The organism is Martinezella hainanensis, assembly GCF_900094555.1.
GTDB classification, from domain to species: Bacteria; Pseudomonadota; Alphaproteobacteria; order Rhizobiales; family Rhizobiaceae; genus Rhizobium; species Rhizobium hainanense.
On record NZ_FMAC01000002.1, the window covers coordinates 68,653 to 86,746 of the forward strand.

The 18,094-nt window shown below is 60.8% G+C and carries 20 protein-coding genes; 10 read left to right on the forward strand and 10 right to left on the reverse strand.

Annotated features, from left to right (window positions below; translation table 11 throughout):
• Positions 1–32: 32 nt before the first annotated feature.
• Both GA0061100_RS06715 and GA0061100_RS06720 read left to right on the forward strand, forming a co-directional pair.
• Positions 33–836: a L,D-transpeptidase gene (locus GA0061100_RS06715; protein ID WP_075852607.1), complete on the forward strand. Its 804-nt coding sequence runs from the start codon at positions 33–35 to the stop codon at positions 834–836.
• A 161-nt stretch (positions 837–997) separates the two neighbouring features.
• Positions 998–1,729: a L,D-transpeptidase family protein gene (locus GA0061100_RS06720; protein WP_075851989.1), complete on the forward strand. Its 732-nt coding sequence runs from the start codon at positions 998–1,000 to the stop codon at positions 1,727–1,729.
• An 87-nt stretch (positions 1,730–1,816) separates the two neighbouring features.
• On the opposite strand, the gene GA0061100_RS06725 is transcribed toward GA0061100_RS06720, so the two are convergent.
• Positions 1,817–2,281: a MarR family winged helix-turn-helix transcriptional regulator gene (locus GA0061100_RS06725; protein ID WP_075851990.1), complete on the reverse strand. Its 465-nt coding sequence runs from the start codon at positions 2,279–2,281 to the stop codon at positions 1,817–1,819.
• A gap of 137 nt (positions 2,282–2,418) precedes the next feature.
• Between GA0061100_RS06725 and GA0061100_RS06730 the strand changes: the two genes are divergently transcribed.
• The 3 genes from GA0061100_RS06730 (at position 2,419) to GA0061100_RS06740 (ending at position 4,086) form a co-directional block, all read left to right on the forward strand.
• Positions 2,419–2,841 carry an organic hydroperoxide resistance protein gene (locus GA0061100_RS06730; RefSeq protein WP_075851991.1) on the forward strand — a complete coding sequence of 141 codons (423 nt, stop codon included), beginning with the start codon at positions 2,419–2,421 and terminating at the stop codon, positions 2,839–2,841.
• A 131-nt stretch (positions 2,842–2,972) separates the two neighbouring features.
• Positions 2,973–3,356 (forward strand): MbcA/ParS/Xre antitoxin family protein, encoded by a 384-nt coding sequence (locus tag GA0061100_RS06735; RefSeq protein ID WP_075851992.1) that lies wholly within the window; start codon positions 2,973–2,975, stop codon positions 3,354–3,356.
• Complete coding sequence (locus GA0061100_RS06740; protein ID WP_075851993.1) at positions 3,316–4,086, forward strand: RES family NAD+ phosphorylase; 771 nt, start codon at positions 3,316–3,318, stop codon at positions 4,084–4,086. The genes GA0061100_RS06735 and GA0061100_RS06740 overlap by 41 nt, the downstream gene beginning before the upstream one ends.
• Here the strand turns inward: GA0061100_RS06740 and GA0061100_RS06745 are convergent.
• Entirely contained in the window at positions 4,073–4,519 is a 447-nt protein-coding gene (locus GA0061100_RS06745; protein ID WP_075851994.1) for a MarR family winged helix-turn-helix transcriptional regulator, read from the reverse strand. The genes GA0061100_RS06740 and GA0061100_RS06745 overlap by 14 nt on opposite strands.
• Positions 4,520–4,590: 71 nt before the next feature.
• Here GA0061100_RS06745 and GA0061100_RS06750 point away from each other — a divergent pair, with 71 nt between their 5' ends.
• Both GA0061100_RS06750 and GA0061100_RS06755 read left to right on the forward strand, forming a co-directional pair.
• Positions 4,591–5,316: a DUF899 domain-containing protein gene (locus tag GA0061100_RS06750; protein WP_075851995.1), complete on the forward strand. Its 726-nt coding sequence runs from the start codon at positions 4,591–4,593 to the stop codon at positions 5,314–5,316.
• 218 nt (positions 5,317–5,534) lie between these two features.
• Positions 5,535–6,311: a VOC family protein gene (locus GA0061100_RS06755; protein ID WP_075851996.1), complete on the forward strand. Its 777-nt coding sequence runs from the start codon at positions 5,535–5,537 to the stop codon at positions 6,309–6,311.
• Between the two features lie 152 nt (positions 6,312–6,463).
• Here GA0061100_RS06755 and GA0061100_RS06760 read toward each other — a convergent pair whose 3' ends face one another.
• The gene (locus GA0061100_RS06760; RefSeq protein ID WP_075851997.1) at positions 6,464–7,975 is read right to left on the reverse strand and encodes a helicase HerA-like C-terminal domain-containing protein; all 1,512 of its coding nucleotides are present in this window, start codon (positions 7,973–7,975) and stop codon (positions 6,464–6,466) included.
• Positions 7,976–8,303: 328 nt separating this feature from the next.
• Between GA0061100_RS06760 and GA0061100_RS06765 the strand changes: the two genes are divergently transcribed.
• Positions 8,304–8,699 carry a hypothetical protein gene (locus tag GA0061100_RS06765; protein ID WP_075851998.1) on the forward strand — a complete coding sequence of 132 codons (396 nt, stop codon included), beginning with the start codon at positions 8,304–8,306 and terminating at the stop codon, positions 8,697–8,699.
• A 141-nt stretch (positions 8,700–8,840) separates the two neighbouring features.
• Here the strand turns inward: GA0061100_RS06765 and zwf are convergent, their stop codons facing one another.
• The 4 genes from zwf to GA0061100_RS06785 all read right to left on the reverse strand — a co-directional run bounded on the left by zwf (position 8,841) and on the right by GA0061100_RS06785 (position 14,255).
• Positions 8,841–10,361 carry a glucose-6-phosphate dehydrogenase gene (zwf, locus tag GA0061100_RS06770; RefSeq protein WP_075851999.1) on the reverse strand — a complete coding sequence of 507 codons (1,521 nt, stop codon included), beginning with the start codon at positions 10,359–10,361 and terminating at the stop codon, positions 8,841–8,843.
• A 172-nt stretch (positions 10,362–10,533) separates the two neighbouring features.
• On the reverse strand, positions 10,534–11,304 hold the full coding sequence (gene tam, locus GA0061100_RS06775; RefSeq protein WP_075852000.1) for a trans-aconitate 2-methyltransferase: 771 nt from the start codon (positions 11,302–11,304) through the stop codon (positions 10,534–10,536).
• A 15-nt stretch (positions 11,305–11,319) separates the two neighbouring features.
• A complete protein-coding gene (locus GA0061100_RS06780; RefSeq protein WP_075852001.1) occupies positions 11,320–12,879 on the reverse strand; it encodes a TerC family protein in 1,560 nt (519 codons plus the stop codon).
• Between the two features lie 335 nt (positions 12,880–13,214).
• Positions 13,215–14,255: a zinc-dependent alcohol dehydrogenase family protein gene (locus GA0061100_RS06785; RefSeq protein ID WP_075852002.1), complete on the reverse strand. Its 1,041-nt coding sequence runs from the start codon at positions 14,253–14,255 to the stop codon at positions 13,215–13,217.
• Between the two features lie 97 nt (positions 14,256–14,352).
• Here GA0061100_RS06785 and GA0061100_RS06790 point away from each other — a divergent pair, with 97 nt between their 5' ends.
• Positions 14,353–14,532 (forward strand): hypothetical protein, encoded by a 180-nt coding sequence (locus GA0061100_RS06790; protein WP_075852003.1) that lies wholly within the window; start codon positions 14,353–14,355, stop codon positions 14,530–14,532.
• Positions 14,533–14,564: 32 nt separating this feature from the next.
• Positions 14,565–15,452: a branched-chain amino acid aminotransferase gene (locus tag GA0061100_RS06795; RefSeq protein WP_075852004.1), complete on the forward strand. Its 888-nt coding sequence runs from the start codon at positions 14,565–14,567 to the stop codon at positions 15,450–15,452.
• Positions 15,453–15,480: 28 nt separating this feature from the next.
• On the opposite strand, the gene GA0061100_RS06800 is transcribed toward GA0061100_RS06795, so the two are convergent.
• The 3 genes from GA0061100_RS06800 to GA0061100_RS06810 form a co-directional block, all read right to left on the reverse strand.
• Entirely contained in the window at positions 15,481–16,020 is a 540-nt protein-coding gene (locus GA0061100_RS06800) for a GNAT family N-acetyltransferase (protein ID WP_075852005.1), read from the reverse strand.
• Between the two features lie 136 nt (positions 16,021–16,156).
• Positions 16,157–17,386, reverse strand: coding sequence for an MFS transporter (locus tag GA0061100_RS06805; protein WP_075852006.1), 1,230 nt, complete (start codon positions 17,384–17,386; stop codon positions 16,157–16,159).
• A complete protein-coding gene (locus GA0061100_RS06810; RefSeq protein WP_075852007.1) occupies positions 17,383–18,069 on the reverse strand; it encodes a YbhB/YbcL family Raf kinase inhibitor-like protein in 687 nt (228 codons plus the stop codon). Before GA0061100_RS06810 ends, GA0061100_RS06805 begins: the two co-directional genes overlap by 4 nt.
• Positions 18,070–18,094: the final 25 nt, after the last annotated feature.

Sequence of the window (18,094 nt, forward strand, 5' to 3'; positions counted from 1 at the left end):
CCGATCCGATCTCTTCCAACTGGTTTCCGATGATGGCCGACCTGATGCCTGCTTCCCGCCACCTGCTTGCCGCTGCTGCGCTGGCGACATTGTCCGCCTGCAGCATCATTCCTGATACGGGCGCCACCGATCCGGACCGGTTCGTGCAGGAGACCACGCCGGTTTTCTATCGTCCGGAAGGTATCGAGCCGAACCGGGTAAAGCGCCTGCCGGTGCAGCCCGTGCCGCAGGCGCGCGATCTCTTCCAGACACAATTCCATCAGACCTATGGTTTGCCGACCTTCAATCCAGTGCATCAGGCCATGTATGCGCAGCGCAGCGAAGACGATTTCACTTTGCCGGCTATTCCCTACAAGCGCATCGATCCGCGCTTCCTGCGGCAGGAGGTGGATTATCAGACCAAGGAGCGCCCCGGCACCATCGTCGTCGATACGCGCGACCACTTCCTCTATTTCATCGAGCCGGGCGGCAAGGCCATGCGCTATGGCGTCGGTCTCGGTGCGGCAGGATATGCCTGGCACGGCCGAGGCCTGATCCAATGGAAGCAGAAATGGCCGCGCTGGACGCCGCCCGCCGAAATGGTCGCGCGCGACCCGCAGATCAGGCCGCTATCGGCCGAGCGTGGCGGTATGAACCCGGGGCCGACGAACCCGCTCGGCGCACGCGCGCTCTATATCTATCAGGGTGGCCGGGATACGCTTTACCGGGTGCACGGCACGCCGGATTGGCAGTCGATCGGCAAGGCCGCGTCTTCCGGCTGTGTACGTATGCTCAACCAGGACGTGATAGATCTTTACAACCGGGTGCCTGATAAGGCGGAAATCGTCGTTCTGTAGCAGTATTTTACCACAAATTTTCGTGATGTTGCATAAGTGCGATAGTCGGGGTGGTTTGCGCTCTTTAGTTTTGCGTCTGTCTCTGCGAACCTCTCGGGGAGCCGAATCAGCCTGTTGCTGCGGGTTTTCGCTTCCTCCACAAAAGGAACTATGCTGTCGACATGAGCCTTCCTTCATCCCTATCCCGACGTAATTTCCTCGCTCTAGCTGGTCTCGGTGCTGTTTCGACCCTTGCCAGCTGCGCCTCCACCATCGACAACGGCCCCGTTGTCAGCCCGGTTCAATATACCGGTTCGCCGCGGCCGTTCCGTACCTGGTTCTCCAGCTATGATGGCGAGCAACCCGACCCGGCCGAAATCTATGCTTCTGTCGAAGACGGCGGTTTCGTCATTCCGGCGGTTCCCTATAAGCAGATCGACCCGCGCTTCTATCGTCAGCGGGTGGTCGACCCGACGGGCGAGGCACCCGGCAGCGTAATCGTCAACACCACCCAGCGCATGCTCTATGTGACCGAGCAGGGCGGCACGGCGATGCGCTATGGCATCGGTGTCGGCCGCGAAGGATTTGCCTGGCAGGGCCGCGGCGTCATCCAGTGGCGCAAGAAATGGCCACGCTGGAACCCGCCGGATGAAATGGTCGCCCGCCAGCCGGAGCTCGTCAAATTTTCCATCGCCAACGGCGGTATGGATCCGGGTCTGAAGAATCCGCTCGGTGCGCGCGCGCTTTACATTTTCGAGGACAAGCAGGACTCGCTCTATCGCCTGCACGGCAATCCCGACTGGCGCTCCATCGGCAAGGCCGTATCCTCCGGCTGCGTCCGCCTGCTGAACCAGGACGTCATCGACCTCTACGATCGCGTGCCGGAGCGTGCGCCTATCCTGGTTACGGCCTGATATCGCACCATCGCAAAAAGAGGGCGCCGACGGCGCCCTTTTTGTTTGTAGTTCTGGCCGGGAGTGTCCGGTGTCCTGAAGCCGGTTTCAAGCCGTTGTCAAATTAACCTTCAGCTGCTGCAACCGGTCGCGCAGATTGGCTATTTCCGTCATGTCGCAGCCCGTCGCCTGACCAATGGCATCCATGATCGTGCCGAGCTGACATTTCATGCCGGTGCCCTTCTCCGTCAGCGAAATGATGACCTGGCGCTCGTCTTTCGGATCGCGGGCGCGGCTGATCAGGCCGGTCTGTTCGAGCCGCTTCAGAAGAGGCGAGAGCATGCCGGAATCCAGATCGAGCTTCTCGCCGATGGTCTTGACCGGCAGGTCGCCCTTTTCCCACAGCACGAGCATGACGAGATATTGCGGGTAAGTGAGGCCGACACGATCAAGGATCGGCTTATAGGCGCGGTTGAAGGCATGTGCAGCGCTGTAGACGGCAAAGCAAAGCTGTCTTTCCAGCCGCTTTTCCTCATCGGGGATCGTGGAGTTTCCAGTCGCGTTGTCCGTCATTGCCAATTCGCATCCGCCAACTTCTTGTTGGCAGCATTGTCACAAATTCACTTTCCGAAATCAAATTGCGAAATATCTATTGCGCACGATTAAATCGTGTTATATATAAAACTCATCCAACCGAAGGGAGACATGACATGCCTATTCTCTACACCACGAAAGCTTCCGCCACTGGTGGCCGCGCCGGCCATGCAGTTTCCGAAAATGGCGTCCTTGACGTCACTTTGACGGTGCCGAAGGAACTCGGCGGCGACGGCGCGACCGGCACCAATCCTGAGCAGCTCTTTGCGGCCGGCTATTCCGCTTGCTTCCTGGGCGCTCTGAAATTTGTCGCAGGCCAGCAGAAGGTCAAGATTCCGGAAGATGCAAAGGTCACGGCGACTGTCGGCATCGGCCCGCGTGCGGATGGCACCGGCTTCGGCATCGAAGTTTCGCTGGCTGTCCACATCCCCGGCATGGACAAGGTCGAGGCCGAAAAGCTCGCCGCCGCCGCCCATATCGTATGCCCCTATAGCCATGCCATGCGCACCTCGACCGAAGTGCCGGTTGCTGTTGTCTGATGCGAAACATGTCGCCGGCTGTTTGAAGGCCGGATATATGGAATATATCGAAAAGGAGCGGCAGTTTTATCTGCTGCTCCTTTTCTTTTGCAAGAAAAATGCTATATCTTTTCTTAGGAAAGGAAGTAGTCATGATAAAAGCCCAGGCAATAGGCCAGACGATGCCCGGCGAAGCACTCGTCATCACCAAGGCCGTCGTCAATGCCGCCGAGAGGCTGGGGTTGAATGCCCGCATCCTCGCGGCCATCATCGGCGTGTCGGAGGCGACGGTATCACGCATGAAGCGGCAGGATCATCTGCTGGAGCGCGATAGCAAGCCGTTCGAACTTGCCGTGCTTCTCGTTCGTCTCTTCCGTTCGCTCGACGCTATCGTCGGCGGCGACGAAGCGGTGGCGCGGCAATGGCTCCGCAACGGCAATCTCGCCTTTGGCGCAGCGCCAATCGACAAGATCATCTCGATTTCTGGTTTGACCGATGTCCTTGCCTATTTGGACGCCCGCCGCGCTCTCGTCTGAGACAAGGGCCATTTCCGGCCAATATTGGCGGCTGGTGGAATCGCAGCATCAGGTTTCGACACTGAAGCTCGTGGATACGCTGGAAGAACAGGCGCTTCTCGAAAGCGTTCTCGAGGAAAGCAAGCCGGTCCTGCCACCGGAATGCACCGGGCTCGACTATCTGCTCGCAACACCCTTTCGCTATGGCGCGATCTATCCCCACGGTTCCCGTTTTCGTCGTGCGGGCCGCACGCTCGGCGTTTTCTACGCCTCTGAGCAGGTGGAAACGGCGCTGGCGGAGATGAGCTTCTATCGATTGCTCTTCTTCCGCGATTCCCCCGATACGCCACTGCCGACCAATGCGGCGGAATATACCGCCTTTGCCGCCGCGATTGCGACGAAGGCGGCGATCGATCTGACTGCGCCTCCCTTGAATCGCGATCGGCAGCTATGGACCGATCCGGTCGACTACGAGGCTTGTCAGTCACTTGCCGAGGCGGCGCGAACCGGCGGCATCGAGGCGATCCTCTATCATTCCGTCCGTGATCCTCGGGGCGGCAGGAATATCGCGCTGCTTACGGCCAAGGCCTTTTCGGCACGCGAGCCGATCGAGCGCCAGACCTGGCGAATACGACTGTCGCGCGTCGGCGTCCAGGCGCTGTGCGAATTTCCCCGGCGTCGCATTGGCTTCGAAAGACAGGATTTCGACGGTGATCCCCGGCTTTCGGAACAGGGGTTCAAAGCAGAATAGCAAGATCGCTGCGCAGACGGTCGCCATTGCCGTCGGGCAGTCGTTCTTCGAGGGCCGCATGCGTCGTCTTCCAGATCGGCACGGCGGCGGCGAGTGCTGCTTTTCCAGCTGGCGTGAGGCTCAGCAGGCGGGCGCGTCGATCTTTTGGATTGGGCACGATGCTCACCCATCCCCGCCGCTCCAGCGGCTTTAAGGCGGCCGTCAGCGTCGTCTGGTCTATTGCCAAGAGTGCAGTCACCGATCCCATGGATGCCGGCACCGGTCGATTCAGGGACATCATCAGGGAGAACTGGCCATTGGTGAGCCCAAACGGCCGCAGTGCCTCGTCAAAGCGGCGAGCAAGCGCGCGTGCCGCTCGCTGCACGTGCAGGCACAGGCAGGTATCGCGCACTAAGAGTGTGGTTTCAAAGGGGATTTCGACTGCGTTTGACATGATTCATTAATATTGATATCAATGTATTTGTCAAGATTTGGGAATGAAAACGCCGGAGGAGGGCGCGGACAATGAACCAGGTCGTTTCCAGAGACGTGTGGCTCGAGGCCCGCCGTCAACTGCTCGCCAGGGAGAAGGAGGCCACGCATCTTCGCGATCGCGTCAATGCGGAACGCCTGGCTTTGCCCTGGGTAAAGGTCGACAAGGACTATGTTTTCGACACGCCGGCCGGCAAGAAGACGCTTGCCGATCTCTTCGACGGCCGCAGTCAGCTGATCATCTATCATTTCATGCTCGGCCCGGATTGGGATGCCGGCTGCACCGGCTGCTCCTTCCTTGCCGATCATTTCGATGGCGCGCTGCCGCATCTCAACAACCACGATGTCACGCTGGTCGCCATTTCCCGCGCGCCGTTGGAGAAGGTGGAGGCCTATAAGGAGCGCATGGGCTGGAGTTTCCCCTGGGTGTCATCCTTCGCCAACGACTTCAACTTCGACTATCACGTCTCCTTCTCGAAGGAAGAGCTCGCCGGGGAAAAGGTCTTCTACAATTTCACGCCCATGGATGCGGCCGAGGGCTTTGACGAGCTTCCGGGCCTCAGCGCCTTCTATAAGGACGAGGCCGGCAACGTCTTCCATACCTATTCGAGCTACGCCCGCGGCCCCGAGGAATTGATCGGCACGCTGATGATCCTCGACCGCGCGCCCAAGGGACGTAACGAAGACAGCACGATGAACTTCGTTCGTCGTCATGACGAATATGAGGATGCACCAAAGGCACAGTCCTGTTGCCACTGATGCAGGTCGAGGCCGCAGAATTCGCACCGTGGGGAACAGCGGGCGGAATTTTGCGTTTTGGGTTTAGGCAAAGCTGACGTTTGCCTGCCGGGGATTGTCGGACCAAGCGATTGACCATCGTCCAGCCGTCATTTTCATCGGCCATGATGTGCCTGCGCCGACATCCGGCTCAGGAGGAGACGGATGACTGCAACAATCAAAATAGGGAGAGCGACGCTATGGCTGAGAAGGGATATTTTGTTTGGTACGAGCTGATGACGTCAGATATGAAGGCGGCCGAGGCTTTCTATACCAAAGTGGTCGGCTGGGATGCGGCGGATGCCGGCATGCCCGAAGTCGGCATGGATTACACGCTGTTCAGCGCAGGCGCTGGCCCCGTTGCCGGTTTGATGATCCTGCCCGACGAGGCGAAGGCCATGGGCACGCCGCCCTGCTGGACCGGCTATATCGGTGTTCCCAATGTCGATGAGGCGACCAAGGCGGTCGTCGGCAAGGGCGGCAAGACCTATCGCGAACCCATGGATATTCCAGGCGTCGGCAGATTCTCTGTCGTCTCCGACCCCTATGGCGCCGCCTTTTGCCTGTTCACGCCTCTGCCGGGCCAGGATTGGGAGCCGCCGGCTCCCGCGACGCCAGGTTATTTCGGCTGGCACGAGCTCTATTCCAACGACGGTCCGAAGGCTTTCGACTTCTATAGAGAGATGTTCGGCTGGGAACTGAGTTCCGATTTCGACATGGGGCCGATGGGCAAGTACAAGATCTTCAAGATCGATGATCGCGACTTTGGCGGCATCATGACCAAGCCGGCGGAAATGCCCATGGCAGCCTGGAACTTCTACATCAATGTTCCGGCGATCGACGCGGCGATCGCCCGCATCAACGACGGCGGCGGCAGGATCGTCAACGGCCCGATGGAGGTCCCCGGCGGCAGCTGGATCGTCCAGGCGACCGACCCGCAAGGGGCGTTCTTTTCGCTGGTGGCGCCTGTGCGCTGATTTTTACGCTCCCTTTGAGGGAAGTAGCACCTCCCCCTTGAGGGGGGAGGTCGCCGCAAAGCGGCGGGTGGGGGTGATGTCCCTCGATTCGGAAGGATCACCCCACCCCGGAGCTTCGCTCCGACCCTCCCCCTCAAGGGGAGGGTGAGCTTTTACCGCTTCAGGCTGCCGAGAATGCCCCGCACCAGGGCACGCCCGACCTGCGTCGCGACCGTACGCGCCATGCTTTTCATCGTTGCTTCGAGAATCGTTTCGCGCTGATAGCCCGAACGGCGGCCGGTGGGTTTGCTGCTGTCGCCGCCGAAGCCGGGCAGCGTCCAGCCGTCGCCGGCACTTTCGTTTTGCGGCGCGGCTGCCTTGCGTGCCCGCTCCGTCAGGATTTCGTAGGCGGATTCACGGTCGATCGTCTGGTCATAGACACCGGCGACCGGGCTGCCATTGATGATGGCCTGGCGCTCGCTATCCGTGACAGGGCCGATGCGGCCCGACGGCGGGCGGATCAGCGTGCGTTCGACGATGGAAGGCGCACCCTTGCCCTCCAGCATCGACACCAGCGCCTCGCCGGTGCCGAGCGTCGTGATGACTTCAGCGCAATCGAAAGCGGGGTTGGGGCGGAAGGTCGAGGCCGCCGTCTGCACGGCCTTCTGCTCGCGCGGCGTATAGGCGCGCAGCGCATGCTGCACGCGGTTGCCGAGCTGCGCCAGCACCGTTTCCGGTACGTCGAGCGGGTTCTGCGTAACAAAATAAACGCCGACGCCTTTCGAGCGAATCAGGCGCACCACCTGCTCGACGCGCTCGATCAGCACCTTCGGCGCATCGTTGAAGAGCAGGTGCGCTTCATCGAAGAAGAAGACCAGCTTCGGCTTCTCCGGATCGCCCACTTCCGGCAACTCCTCGAACAATTCGGACAGCAGCCACAGCAGGAAGGTGGCATAGAGGCGTGGGTTCATCATCAGCTTGTCGGCGGCGAGCACCGAAACCTGGCCGTAGCCGTCATTGCTGACCCGCATGATATCGGAGATTTTCAGCGCCGGTTCGCCGAAGAAGTTTTCCGCACCCTGCTGCTCGAGCACGAGCATTGCCCGCTGGATCGACCCGACGGACGATTTCGAGATCAGGCCGTATTTGCTGGAAAGTTCGCTGGCATTTTCACCCATGTAGTTCAGCAGCGCCTGCAGATCCTTGAGGTCGAGCAGCGCCAGGCCGTTTTCATCGGCGATCTTGAAGGCGATGTTGAGCACACCCTCCTGTGCCTCGGAGGCATCCATCAAGCGCGCCAGCAGCAGCGGCCCCATCTCGGCGATAGTGGTGCGAACGCGATGGCCCTTTTCGCCATAGAGATCCCAGAAAATGACCGGAAACTGATCGAACTCGTAAGGGGAAAGGCCGATTTCCTCGGCGCGCTTCAGCAGGAAATCCTTGGGCTCGCCCTTGGCGGCGATGCCCGAGAGATCGCCCTTGATATCGGCGCAGAACACGGGCACGCCGGCCTTGGAAAAACCTTCCGCCAGTACTTGCAGCGTCACCGTCTTGCCGGTGCCGGTCGCGCCGGTGACCAGGCCATGGCGGTTACCGAATTTCAGCGTCAGGAATTCGTCCTTGTTGATGCTTTCATCCGGATTGCGGCTCGCGCCGACGAAAATCTGTCCATCCTGCTGCGGCATGGTGTCGTCTCCCTTAGAGCGTGATGCCGAAAAGTGTCGCCGGTTTTCGGACGACATCATGCTCTACCTATTTGATTCTAGAACCGGATGATTTTGGATCGTTTCGATCCAAAATCATCCGGTTCTAGGGCGGCGGCACAGCAGCTTTTGAAAGCTGTCAGGGCCATTCATCGATTTGTCCTGACACTGTTATAAGAACTCGCATGAAGCGGGACAACCATTCGCGTCAAGGTTCCGCGTCTGGTAGAATGTTGACCTCCGGCGCGGCTTGTGTCGGTTGCTTCATTCAGTTACGTTGACGTTAACGTCGTAAAGGCAGGAGGCCACAGTGAACGAAGTTATTGATCAGATCGCGACCAAAGCCGGCATCGCTCCCGACCTCGCGGAGAAGGCCGTCGGCATGATTCTCAGCTTCCTGCAACGCGAGGCTCCGGACGGCCCCGTCACCAAGATGATCGAATCCTTTCCCGGCGCAACCGATCTCGTCGCCCAATATGGCGGCGACCAGACAGGCGGCGGTGGCCTTCTTGGCGGCCTGCTGAGCGCGGTCGGCGCCGGCGGCGGCATCATGGGCCTTGGCCAGCAGCTGATGAGCAGCGGCCTGAGCATGGGCGACATTTCTTCGCTGGCTAAGGAAACTGTTGCGACCGCTCGCCAATATGCCGGCAACGAAGTCGTCGACGAAGTCGTGAACTCCGTTCCGGGCTTGAGCCAGTTCGTCTAATTATCATTGCCTTCGATAGAAAAAGCCGCCGACTAATTCCCGGCGGCTTTTTTTTAGTCAGACGGCAGGAGCGAGCCTCATCGCTGTTGCCTTTGGTTTGCGGAGGAGGGCCGGTATCCACCAATACCGGCCGATCCAGCTTCAAACCCTCCTGCCGCTCGATGCTCCATCAATCTGGTGCCATTTGCGGCCGTCGCGTTCGATGAGTTCGTCGGCGGAGGCTGGGCCGGTGCTGCCGGGGGCGTAAGGATCGGGCTTGCCGCCTTCCGCCCAGAGGTCGAGGAAGGGCTGTACCGCCGCCCAGCCGGCTTCGATACCGTCGGCGCGCTGGAACAGCGTCTGGTCGCCGACGAAGAGTTCGTAAAACAGGCTCTCGTAGCCGGTCTGCTTGCCGATATCGAAACTGTCGGCATAGCGGAAATCGAGCGAAACTGGCGCGGTTTTCAGCACGAGGCCCGGCGACTTGATCGAGATTTCCATGTCCAGGCCTTCGTCGGGCTGCACCTGGATGACGAGCCTGTTCGGCGGCAGTTCGGGTCGCGAGCCGTGGCGCGGGAACTGCGCGAAGGGCACCTGCCGGAAGGTGATGACGACTTCCGTATCGCGCGCCTTCATTGCCTTGCCGGTGCGCAGGTAGAAGGGCACGCCGGCCCAGCGCCAGGTATCGACGAAGAGCTTCAGCGCCACGAAGGTTTCAGTGTTGCTGTCGGGCGCGACATCGGGGGTCTGAGTAAAGGCAGGCAGGTCCCTGCCGGCGATCGGGCCGGCCGTATAGGCGCCGCGCACGCCGTTCTTGGCCGCTTCCTCGCGCGAATACAGGCGCAGCGCCTTCAGCACCTTGCCCTTTTCGTTGCGGATGGATTCTGCGTCGAAGCTGTTCGGCGGCTCCATTGCCACCATCGCCAGCAGCTGGAAGAGGTGGTTCGGCACCATGTCGCGCAGCGCGCCGGTTGCATCGTAGAATTTGCCACGCGTACCGACATCGACGAGTTCTGCTGCCGTGATCTGCACGTGGTCGATATAATTGTTGTTCCACAGCGCCTCGATCATCATGTTCGCAAAGCGCGTCGTCATGATGTTCTGGACGGTTTCCTTGCCGAGGAAATGGTCGATGCGGTAGATTTGGCTTTCATGCGTGTGGTTCAGCAGCCGCGCGTTCAGTGCCTGCGCAGATGCGAGATCGTTGCCGAAGGGCTTTTCGATTGCGATACGGCGGAAGGCGCCGGTCGCCTCGTTCATCAGTCCGTTTTCGGAAAGTTTCTCGGCAATATCGCCGAAGAAGCGCGGCGGCACGGCGAAATAAAAGGCCGCATTGGCGGTCGGCGCATGCGAGAGATAATCCGAGATCTCCTTATAGACGCCGTTCTGGGTGAAATCGCCGGAGATATAGCTGATGCGCTTGCGCAGGCTTTGCCATGCCGCCTGCCGCTCAGGATCGTCCATGTCGCCGGAGGTTTTCAGGAATGATTCCAGGCGATCCAGCAGCATCTCGACGCCGCCGGTCTCGATGCCGATGCCGAGGATATGCAGATCCTCTCCGATAAGCCCGCTACGGGTCATGTTGATCAGCGTCGGGATCAGCAGGCGCCGGGTGAGATCGCCGGCGGCGCCGAAGATCACGAATGTCAGCGGCGGGGCTGGTGCGACGTCGGGGGTGGTCATGAGCGCATCTCCTTCTGGCGGCCATACTCGGGGCTTCTGGACGACATCGACTATCTCCTCGGAGCTATTGCTGTTTCAGCTTTGGCTTGTCATGTTCTAGCGCGGGCTGACGCCGGTTGTCGATGGGATCGACGCACCGCCGTCGGCCGGGATTTCGGGATTGGCAAATAGCCTATTTTTTCACGGCGACGAGGAACAGCCGCGGGAAGCGCAACAGCACCTTGCCGTCGACAAGCGGCGGATAGGCTTTCTCGATACGCTTCAGATATTCGGCGGCGAAGGCGTCACGATGTTCGGCGCCGGCATGGTCGAGATAGGGGCGCAGGCCCGTGGCCTTCACCCATTCGACGATCGCCGCCGCATTCTCCAGTGCGTGATTGTAGTTGGTGTGCCAGATGTCGACGCGCTGCGACTTGCCGATCAGCCTGTTGTAATAGACCGAAGGTTCGGGCAGTGGATTGCGGCGCACGCTCTTCTTCGCGAAAGCATCGCTCCAGGGACCGTTCTTTGCGGTCTCCTCCATCATCAAATGGCTCTGCTCGGTCAGATTGTCGGGCATCTGAACGGCAAGGACGCCGCTGGGCTTCAATCCGTCCATCAGCTCATCGAGAATGTCCAGATGGTTCGGTAGCCATTGAAACACGGCGTTGGCGAAGAGCAGGTCCACGGGCTCTTCCGGCCGCCATGTGGCAAGATCGGCCTTGACGAAGCTCGTGCCGGGCATGCGCTTGCGCGCCGCCTCCAGCATATTGTCGTCGCTGTCGAGGCCGGAGACGCCGGCAGCGCCATAGCGCTCGACGATCAGCTCGGTCGAATTGCCGGGGCCGCAACCGAGGTCGATCGCTTGCTCGACGCGCTGCAGCGGCACCTGCGCCAGCAGGTCGCGCGCCGGGCGCGTACGTTCATCCTCAAATTTCACATACTGGCCGGCAGACCATGCCATGAGCGTATCCTCTTCCTAGATTGCATATTCCAACGGTTGAATCCGCACTTTGTCGATATTTCGGCCATTGAGCTTGACCACTTCGAAAGCGAGCCGGCCAGAGTTGAAACGTTCGCCCTCGTGCGGCAGGTGACCGAGGCCCCAGAGGATGAAACCGGCAAGTGTCGAATAGCGATCCGTCTCGTCGATGAGATCGATGCCGACCAGCTTGGAGAGATGGCGAATGTCGATCCAGCCGTCGACGGTCAGCGATCCGTCCTCGCCCTTGTCGATCGTCAGCGGCTCGTTGTCCTCGTCGGGGAATTCGCCGGCAATGGCCTCGAACAGGTCCGTCGTCGTCACCAGTCCTTCGATCTCGCCATATTCGTCGAGCACCAGCGCCATGGCCTGGTTTGCCTGCCGCAGCCGTTCCATCAGCTTCAGCACGTTGATGCTCTCATGCACGGCGAGCGGCTGGCGGATCGAGCGTTCGAGGTCGATCTCGCCCTTCTGCATCAGATCGCGCATGACGTCGCGGGCGCTGGCGATGCCGACGAATTCGTCAAGGCTGCCGCGCACGACCGGAAAGCGCGAATGGCCCATCTCGATGACGCGGCGCTGCTGTTCCTCGCGCGGCTTGTCGAGATCGAGCCAGACGATATCCGTGCGCGGCGTCATGATTGAGCGGACCGAGCGATCCGCGAGCGTCAGCACGCCATGGATCATGTCCTTCTCTTCGGTGGAGAACACCTCTTCGCCGACCGATTCCACGGCCGTCTTTTCCGCCGCCTCGCCAAGCGCACCCTGCGGGCGCGTGGCGCCGAGAAGGCTCAGCACCGCATCGGCGGTGCGATTGCGGATATTGGTCGGCGTGATCAGCCGTTCCTTGTTGCGCCGGGCAAGCTGGTTCAGCGCCTCGATGATGATCGAGAAGCCGATGGCCGCATAGAGATAGCCCTTCGGCACATGGAAACCGAAGCCTTCGACCACAAGTGAGAAGCCGATCATCATCAGGAAGCCGAGGCAGAGGATGACCACGGTTGGATGTTTTGAGACGAAGGCCATCAGCGGCTTCGACAGGAACAGCATGACGCCGACCGCGAAGATGACGGCAACCATCATCACCGAAAGTTCCTGTACCATGCCGACGGCGGTAATGACGCTGTCGAGCGAGAAAATGGCATCGAGCACGACGATCTGCACGATCACCTGCCAGAAGACGGCATGGACCACCTTCTTTTCGCTCTGTGACTCATGTCCCTCCAGACGCTCATGCAACTCCATCGTGCCCTTGAACAAGAGGAACAGGCCGCCGAAGATCAGAATGAGGTCGCGACCGGACAGGCTGAAGCCCCAGATCGACATCAGCGGCGCCGTCAGCGTCACGACCCAGGCGATGGAGGCAAGCAGCGCCAGGCGGATGATGAGGGCCAGCGCCAGGCCGATCATGCGCGCGGCGTCACGCTGATGCGGCGGCAGCTTGTCGGCCAGAATCGCGATGAAGACGAGATTGTCGATGCCGAGAACAATCTCGAGAACGATCAGGGTAGCAAGACCGATCCACATGGAAGGGTCGGATAGCCAGTCGAAGATCATTAATGTGCAAGCTTGGCGCTGGCCGTGATGGGCCTGCCAATTCTTTCCTTCTGTTTGTCGGGTGAGATGCCGCGCGCCAACGTTACCGCGCGGCTCATACAGCCGTCGCTATCCGGATCGCTATTTGTCGGGCCGGCTTTCCTGGAGCAGGAACTATGAGGCTCGCTTTCGGGCATGGGCGGCAATCTGGACACGAAATGAGATTTGCGCAAGGGCATCGGATAAAACAGTCTATCCGGATTGCATGACACTTTTTCGAAAACGCTGCCGCACCGCCCGGTTGAGCCGAACGATGTGAGCAACTATTGGGATTTCTTCATTGAGGCCGGCAGAGTTCAAAATTTCGTGATGACGCTGATGCCGTTGCCCTCGGCCTTGTCGAGCGACATTAGCGCTGGGACAGCCTCTTCGAGGCTGATCCTGCGGCCGATGAGCTTCTGCGGTGCGATCTTGCCGGCGGCGAGCATGTCGAGCATGGCGTCATAGCGCCAGGCCTGCATGCCGTGGCTGCCATAGATCTCCAGCTCGTGGCCGATGACCTGCGCCATCGGGATCTGCGGTGTCGCATAGTCTCCGAGCATAAGGCCGACCTGCACATGCCGACCGCGTCGGCGCAGGTTCTTGATGGAGTTGAAGCAGGTTGCGGGGTGGCCGAGCGCATCGATCGAGACATGCGCGCCGCCCTTGGTGATCTCGCGCACGGCCTCGGCCACATCGGCGACCTCGGCCGCGTTGATGGTCGCGACGGCCCCGCATTCGCGCGCGAAGGCAAGCTTCTCGTCGGAGATATCGATGGCGATGGCATTGGCCCCGAGCGCGCTAGCGATCATGATTGCCGAGAGGCCGACACCGCCGCAGCCATGCACGGCGATCCACTCGCCCGGCCGCGTCTTCGCCTGATCGGCAACGGCGCGGAAGGAGGTGGCAAAGCGGCAGCCAAGGCTTGCCGCCGTCGCGTCATCGACCGATTCTGGCAGGTGGACGAGATTGGTGTCGGCATAGTCGATCGCGACATATTCCGCAAAGGAACCCCAATGGGTGAAGCCCGGCTGGAACTGGCTGGGGCAGACCTGCTGGTTGCCGGAATGGCATTCGGCGCAATGGCCGCAGCCGGAGACGAAGGGAACGGTGACGCGGTCGCCCACCTTGAAGCGCACGACGCCGCGGCCGGTCGCGACCACCTTGCCGGCAAGCTCATGCCCCGGCACATGCGGCAGCTTGATATCCGGATCATGACCCATCCAGCCATGCCAGTCGCTGCGGCAAAGCCCGGTCGCGCCAACGGCGATCACAACGCCGTCTTCGCCCGGTGTCGGATCTGGCAGGGTGCGGATTTCGGGTGTTGCCTCGAAGGCCTCGTAATACATCGCTTTCATGGGAGTTCTCCCTTTCTCCTGACGATCCGTGCGGCTCATCACTTTTGCTGATGGACCCATTCGCCAAGCTGTTGTTTCGACGCATGAAAATTGCGCTATGAATGCGATATCGGGCGCTTTGTTGCAAATGGATTTTGCCGCGCAGTTTCTGCTTGACCCTCGGGTTGCTCGGTTATTTGCTCTTCGCCACCCAGAGCAATTCCAGGAAAAGTGCGCAGCGGTTTTCCGCCCGGAATTGCGTGAAGATAAAGAGAAGAGCGGTTCAGAGGTTCCGTGAAAAGCCGAACCGCTCAAAGAGAGGAAAGACCCATGTCCGTCGATACGTCGCCCCGTACCACCACCTGGACCTATGTCGAGGGAGAATGGCTTTCCGGCAATCCGCCGCTGATCGGGCCGACCTCGCATGCCATGTGGCTCGGCTCGACCGTGTTCGATGGTGCCCGCTGGTTCGATGGCATCGCGCCCGATCTCGACCTTCATTGCCAGCGCATCAATCGCTCGGCCGTTGCCATGGGGCTAAAGCCGGTCAAGACTTCCGAGGAGATCGAGGCGCTCGCCTGGGAAGGCATCAAGAAATTCGACGGCAAGACGCCGATCTACATCAAGCCGATGTATTGGGGCGAGCATGGTTCGCCGGGCAGCGTCGTTGCCGTCGATGCGGAATCGACGCGCTTTGCTCTCTGCCTGTTCGAAGCGCCGCTTGGCGGCACGGGCGGCATCACGCTCACCGTCTCGCCTTTCCGCCGTCCGTCGCCGGAAACGGCGATGACCGACGCCAAGGCCGGCTCGCTTTATCCGAATAGCGGTCGTATGATCCTCGAAGCAAGGGGTCGCGGCTTCAACAATGCGCTGGTGCGCGACATGAACGGCAATGTCGTCGAGACGGCATCCTCCAACGTCTTCATGGTCAAGGACGGCATCGTCTATACGCCGATCGCCAACCGCACCTTCCTCGCCGGCATCACGCGCGCCCGCGTCATCGGCCTGCTGCGCCAGGAAGGCTTCGACGTCCGCGAGGAGACCCTCTCCGTCGAACAGTTCATGGCGGCCGATGAAATCTTCACGACCGGCAACTATTCCAAGGTCGTCAGCGTCAATCGCCTGGATGGTCGCGAATTCCAGGAAGGCCCGGTCGCCCGCAAGGCGCTGGAACTGTACATGGATTGGGCACACGGCCGCAGCGCCAGCGAAGAGTGAGCCGCCATCGACCGCGAGGGCAATGGGATCATTGCCTGGTGTCGCCGGCCTCGAAGGCAGCCTTTGTCATGCTGTAGGAGGCAAAGGGCTCGTCGTGATAGGTGGTCCGGCGCGGCTGCGACAGGCCGAGCTTTTGCGCGACGCGGATGGATGCCGCGTTGCCGGGTGCGATATCGGCAATGACGCGGTCGAGTTCGAGTTTCTGGAAGGCATGGGCGAGAACGGGCTTTGCCGCTTCCGTTGCGTAGCCCTTGCCCCAGGCAAGCCTGTTCAACCGCCACCCGATCTCGATATCAGGCCCGATGGCGTCGGCGGGTATCAGCAATATCCAGCCGAGGAATTGCGTGAGATTTTCTCGGGCGCGGATCGACCAGTAACCCAGGCCATCGCCGAAATCCGCTTCGATCCGGCCTTTCACGAAGGTCCGGTGCGCTTCCGTATCGTGCCATGGGCCTGGAATGAAGCGCGTCACCTCCGGATCGCGATCCATGGCGATGCAGTCGCCAAGGTCGGCCATGGTGCGGGGGAGGAGGATCAGTCGCTTGGTTTCGAAGCTTGGAAGCGCCATAGAGATATCTCCACAACTGCCAATGACGGGAGAATATCAAAAGCGCGTTTGAGCTCAACCTGACTTGCATGGAATCGCGGCGAACTGACCGCGATTCCAGTCTGTATGCTCCGTATCGATGGCGATGCCGAGCGGGCTACTCCGCTTCCTTCTTCGGGCTGACCCACCAACAATACACCGCTCCGAGCGCCAGCAGCACGCAAGTTCCGAGAAACACCGCGGGCATGCCGATATGGCCGCCGACAAAGCCGCCCATGACAGGCCCTGCCACCTGACCGACATATTGCGACGAGATGGAAAGACCTAGAATGCTGCCCGTCGCCGCATCCGGCACGTTATGCCGGATCACAGCCGTGATGCAGGGCAACAGCCCGCCGAGCGCCACCCCCATCAGGAAGCGCAGTGCGATCAATTGCCAGGCCGAGGTCACGAAAGCCTGCGGGATCAACAGCAGCGCCGCAACCGCAAGAGCTGCGGTGATGACGCTCCAGTAGCCGATGCGGTCGGCGAGCTTGCCGAGCCAGGAGGATGACAGGATGCTGCCGAGTGCGGCGGCGGCCATAACGACGCCCGAGACCATCGTCACGTTGGCGTCGCTGACGAACTGCGCGACATAGACTGTTATGATCGGCTCGATCGACATATTGGCGAGCATCAACAGCAGGCCGAGCGACAGCATGGCGATGACCGGGCGCTTGTTCGAAATGGAAGCCCAGCTGCCGCTTGCCTTCGCCGCCTTCTTCCGAGCCGTGGATTTCTCCTCCTTGATCAGGAAGGTCGTCGCCAGGAAGGTGAAGAAGATCACGCCGCCGGCCAGCAGGAAGGTGCCGCGAATACCGATAACAGGCGGCAGCGCGCCGCCGATCAGCGGTCCGACGAGATTGCCGGCCATGATGCCGGCCGACAGCGTGCCGAGCGCCCAGGCGGAGCGATGCTTCGGCGTCTGTGCGGCCACCAGCACCATCGATCCCGAGGCGTAGCCGCCTGCAAGACCGGTGAACAGACGCAGCGCCACCAGTTCCCAGACGTTTCCGGCCATGCCCATCAGCGAGATCGCGATCGTCATGCCCAAGCTCGCGCGGATCAGCATCAGCTTGCGGCCGTAGATATCGCCGAGCCGCCCCCAGAGCGGCGCGACGAAAGCGGCGGCAAAAAAGGTGGCGCCATAGGCGATGCCGGACCATTGCACGATCGCGGCCTTGTCGCTGACGCCGAGTTCCTCGACATAGAGCGGCAGAAAAGGGAGCAGCAGCGTCATTGCCACGATCGTCGTGAACGAGCCGAGGAGGCAGATGATCAGGTTCCGCATCCAATGCGCGGTTTCCGGCTCTGCCGGTGCGGCTGCATCCCATCTCGTCTCGGTCATTTCTCGGCCTTTGCATTCAATGTGTAAAACAATGCCTGGCTGCCTGACGCCAGGACATGACCCTTTGCCGCGGCGATGAGGTCGGCGCGGGTGAACAGGTCGGGAAGGTTCAGTCGGTCGACATCGAGCGCATAGACGGTGACGTGGTAGCTGTGGATGCGCTCGTCGTTCCAGGGCGGGCAGGCGCCCATATAACCGCCATGCGGCCCATCCTTCAAGTTGCCGCCACCGGCACCGTTCTGGCCGCGCCGCCCATAGGCGGTGCGCTCAAGCGGCAGGCCGCCGGAGGAGGCGCCGTTTCCGTCCGCACCTTCGGCGAGGCTGGTGCGCGAGGCCGGGATGTCGGCCAGTACCCAATGGACGAATTCCATCCGCTTGAAATCCTTGGGGATGGTCTTGTCGGCCTTGTTGAACAGCGAGAAGTCCGTGGGAACGTCGGGGTCGACCATGGTCAGCGCGTAGGAACGCGTGCCCTTCGGCCCCTTCGACCATGAGACGCCCAGGCTCTTGTTTGGTCCGGGCGCCGATTTGTCTGATGATGTCGAAATGCAGGAGGCGTTTTCCGGCAGCAGCATCCGGCCGTTGCTCTTGGCAAACGTCACCTTGAGGTCGGCCGATAGCGCCGGCGTGGCGATGGCTGCGGCGATGATGGTGGCGTTCAGAACTTTGAGCATGGTTTTCATGATGTTGCCCTTTCGTGTTGCGGCT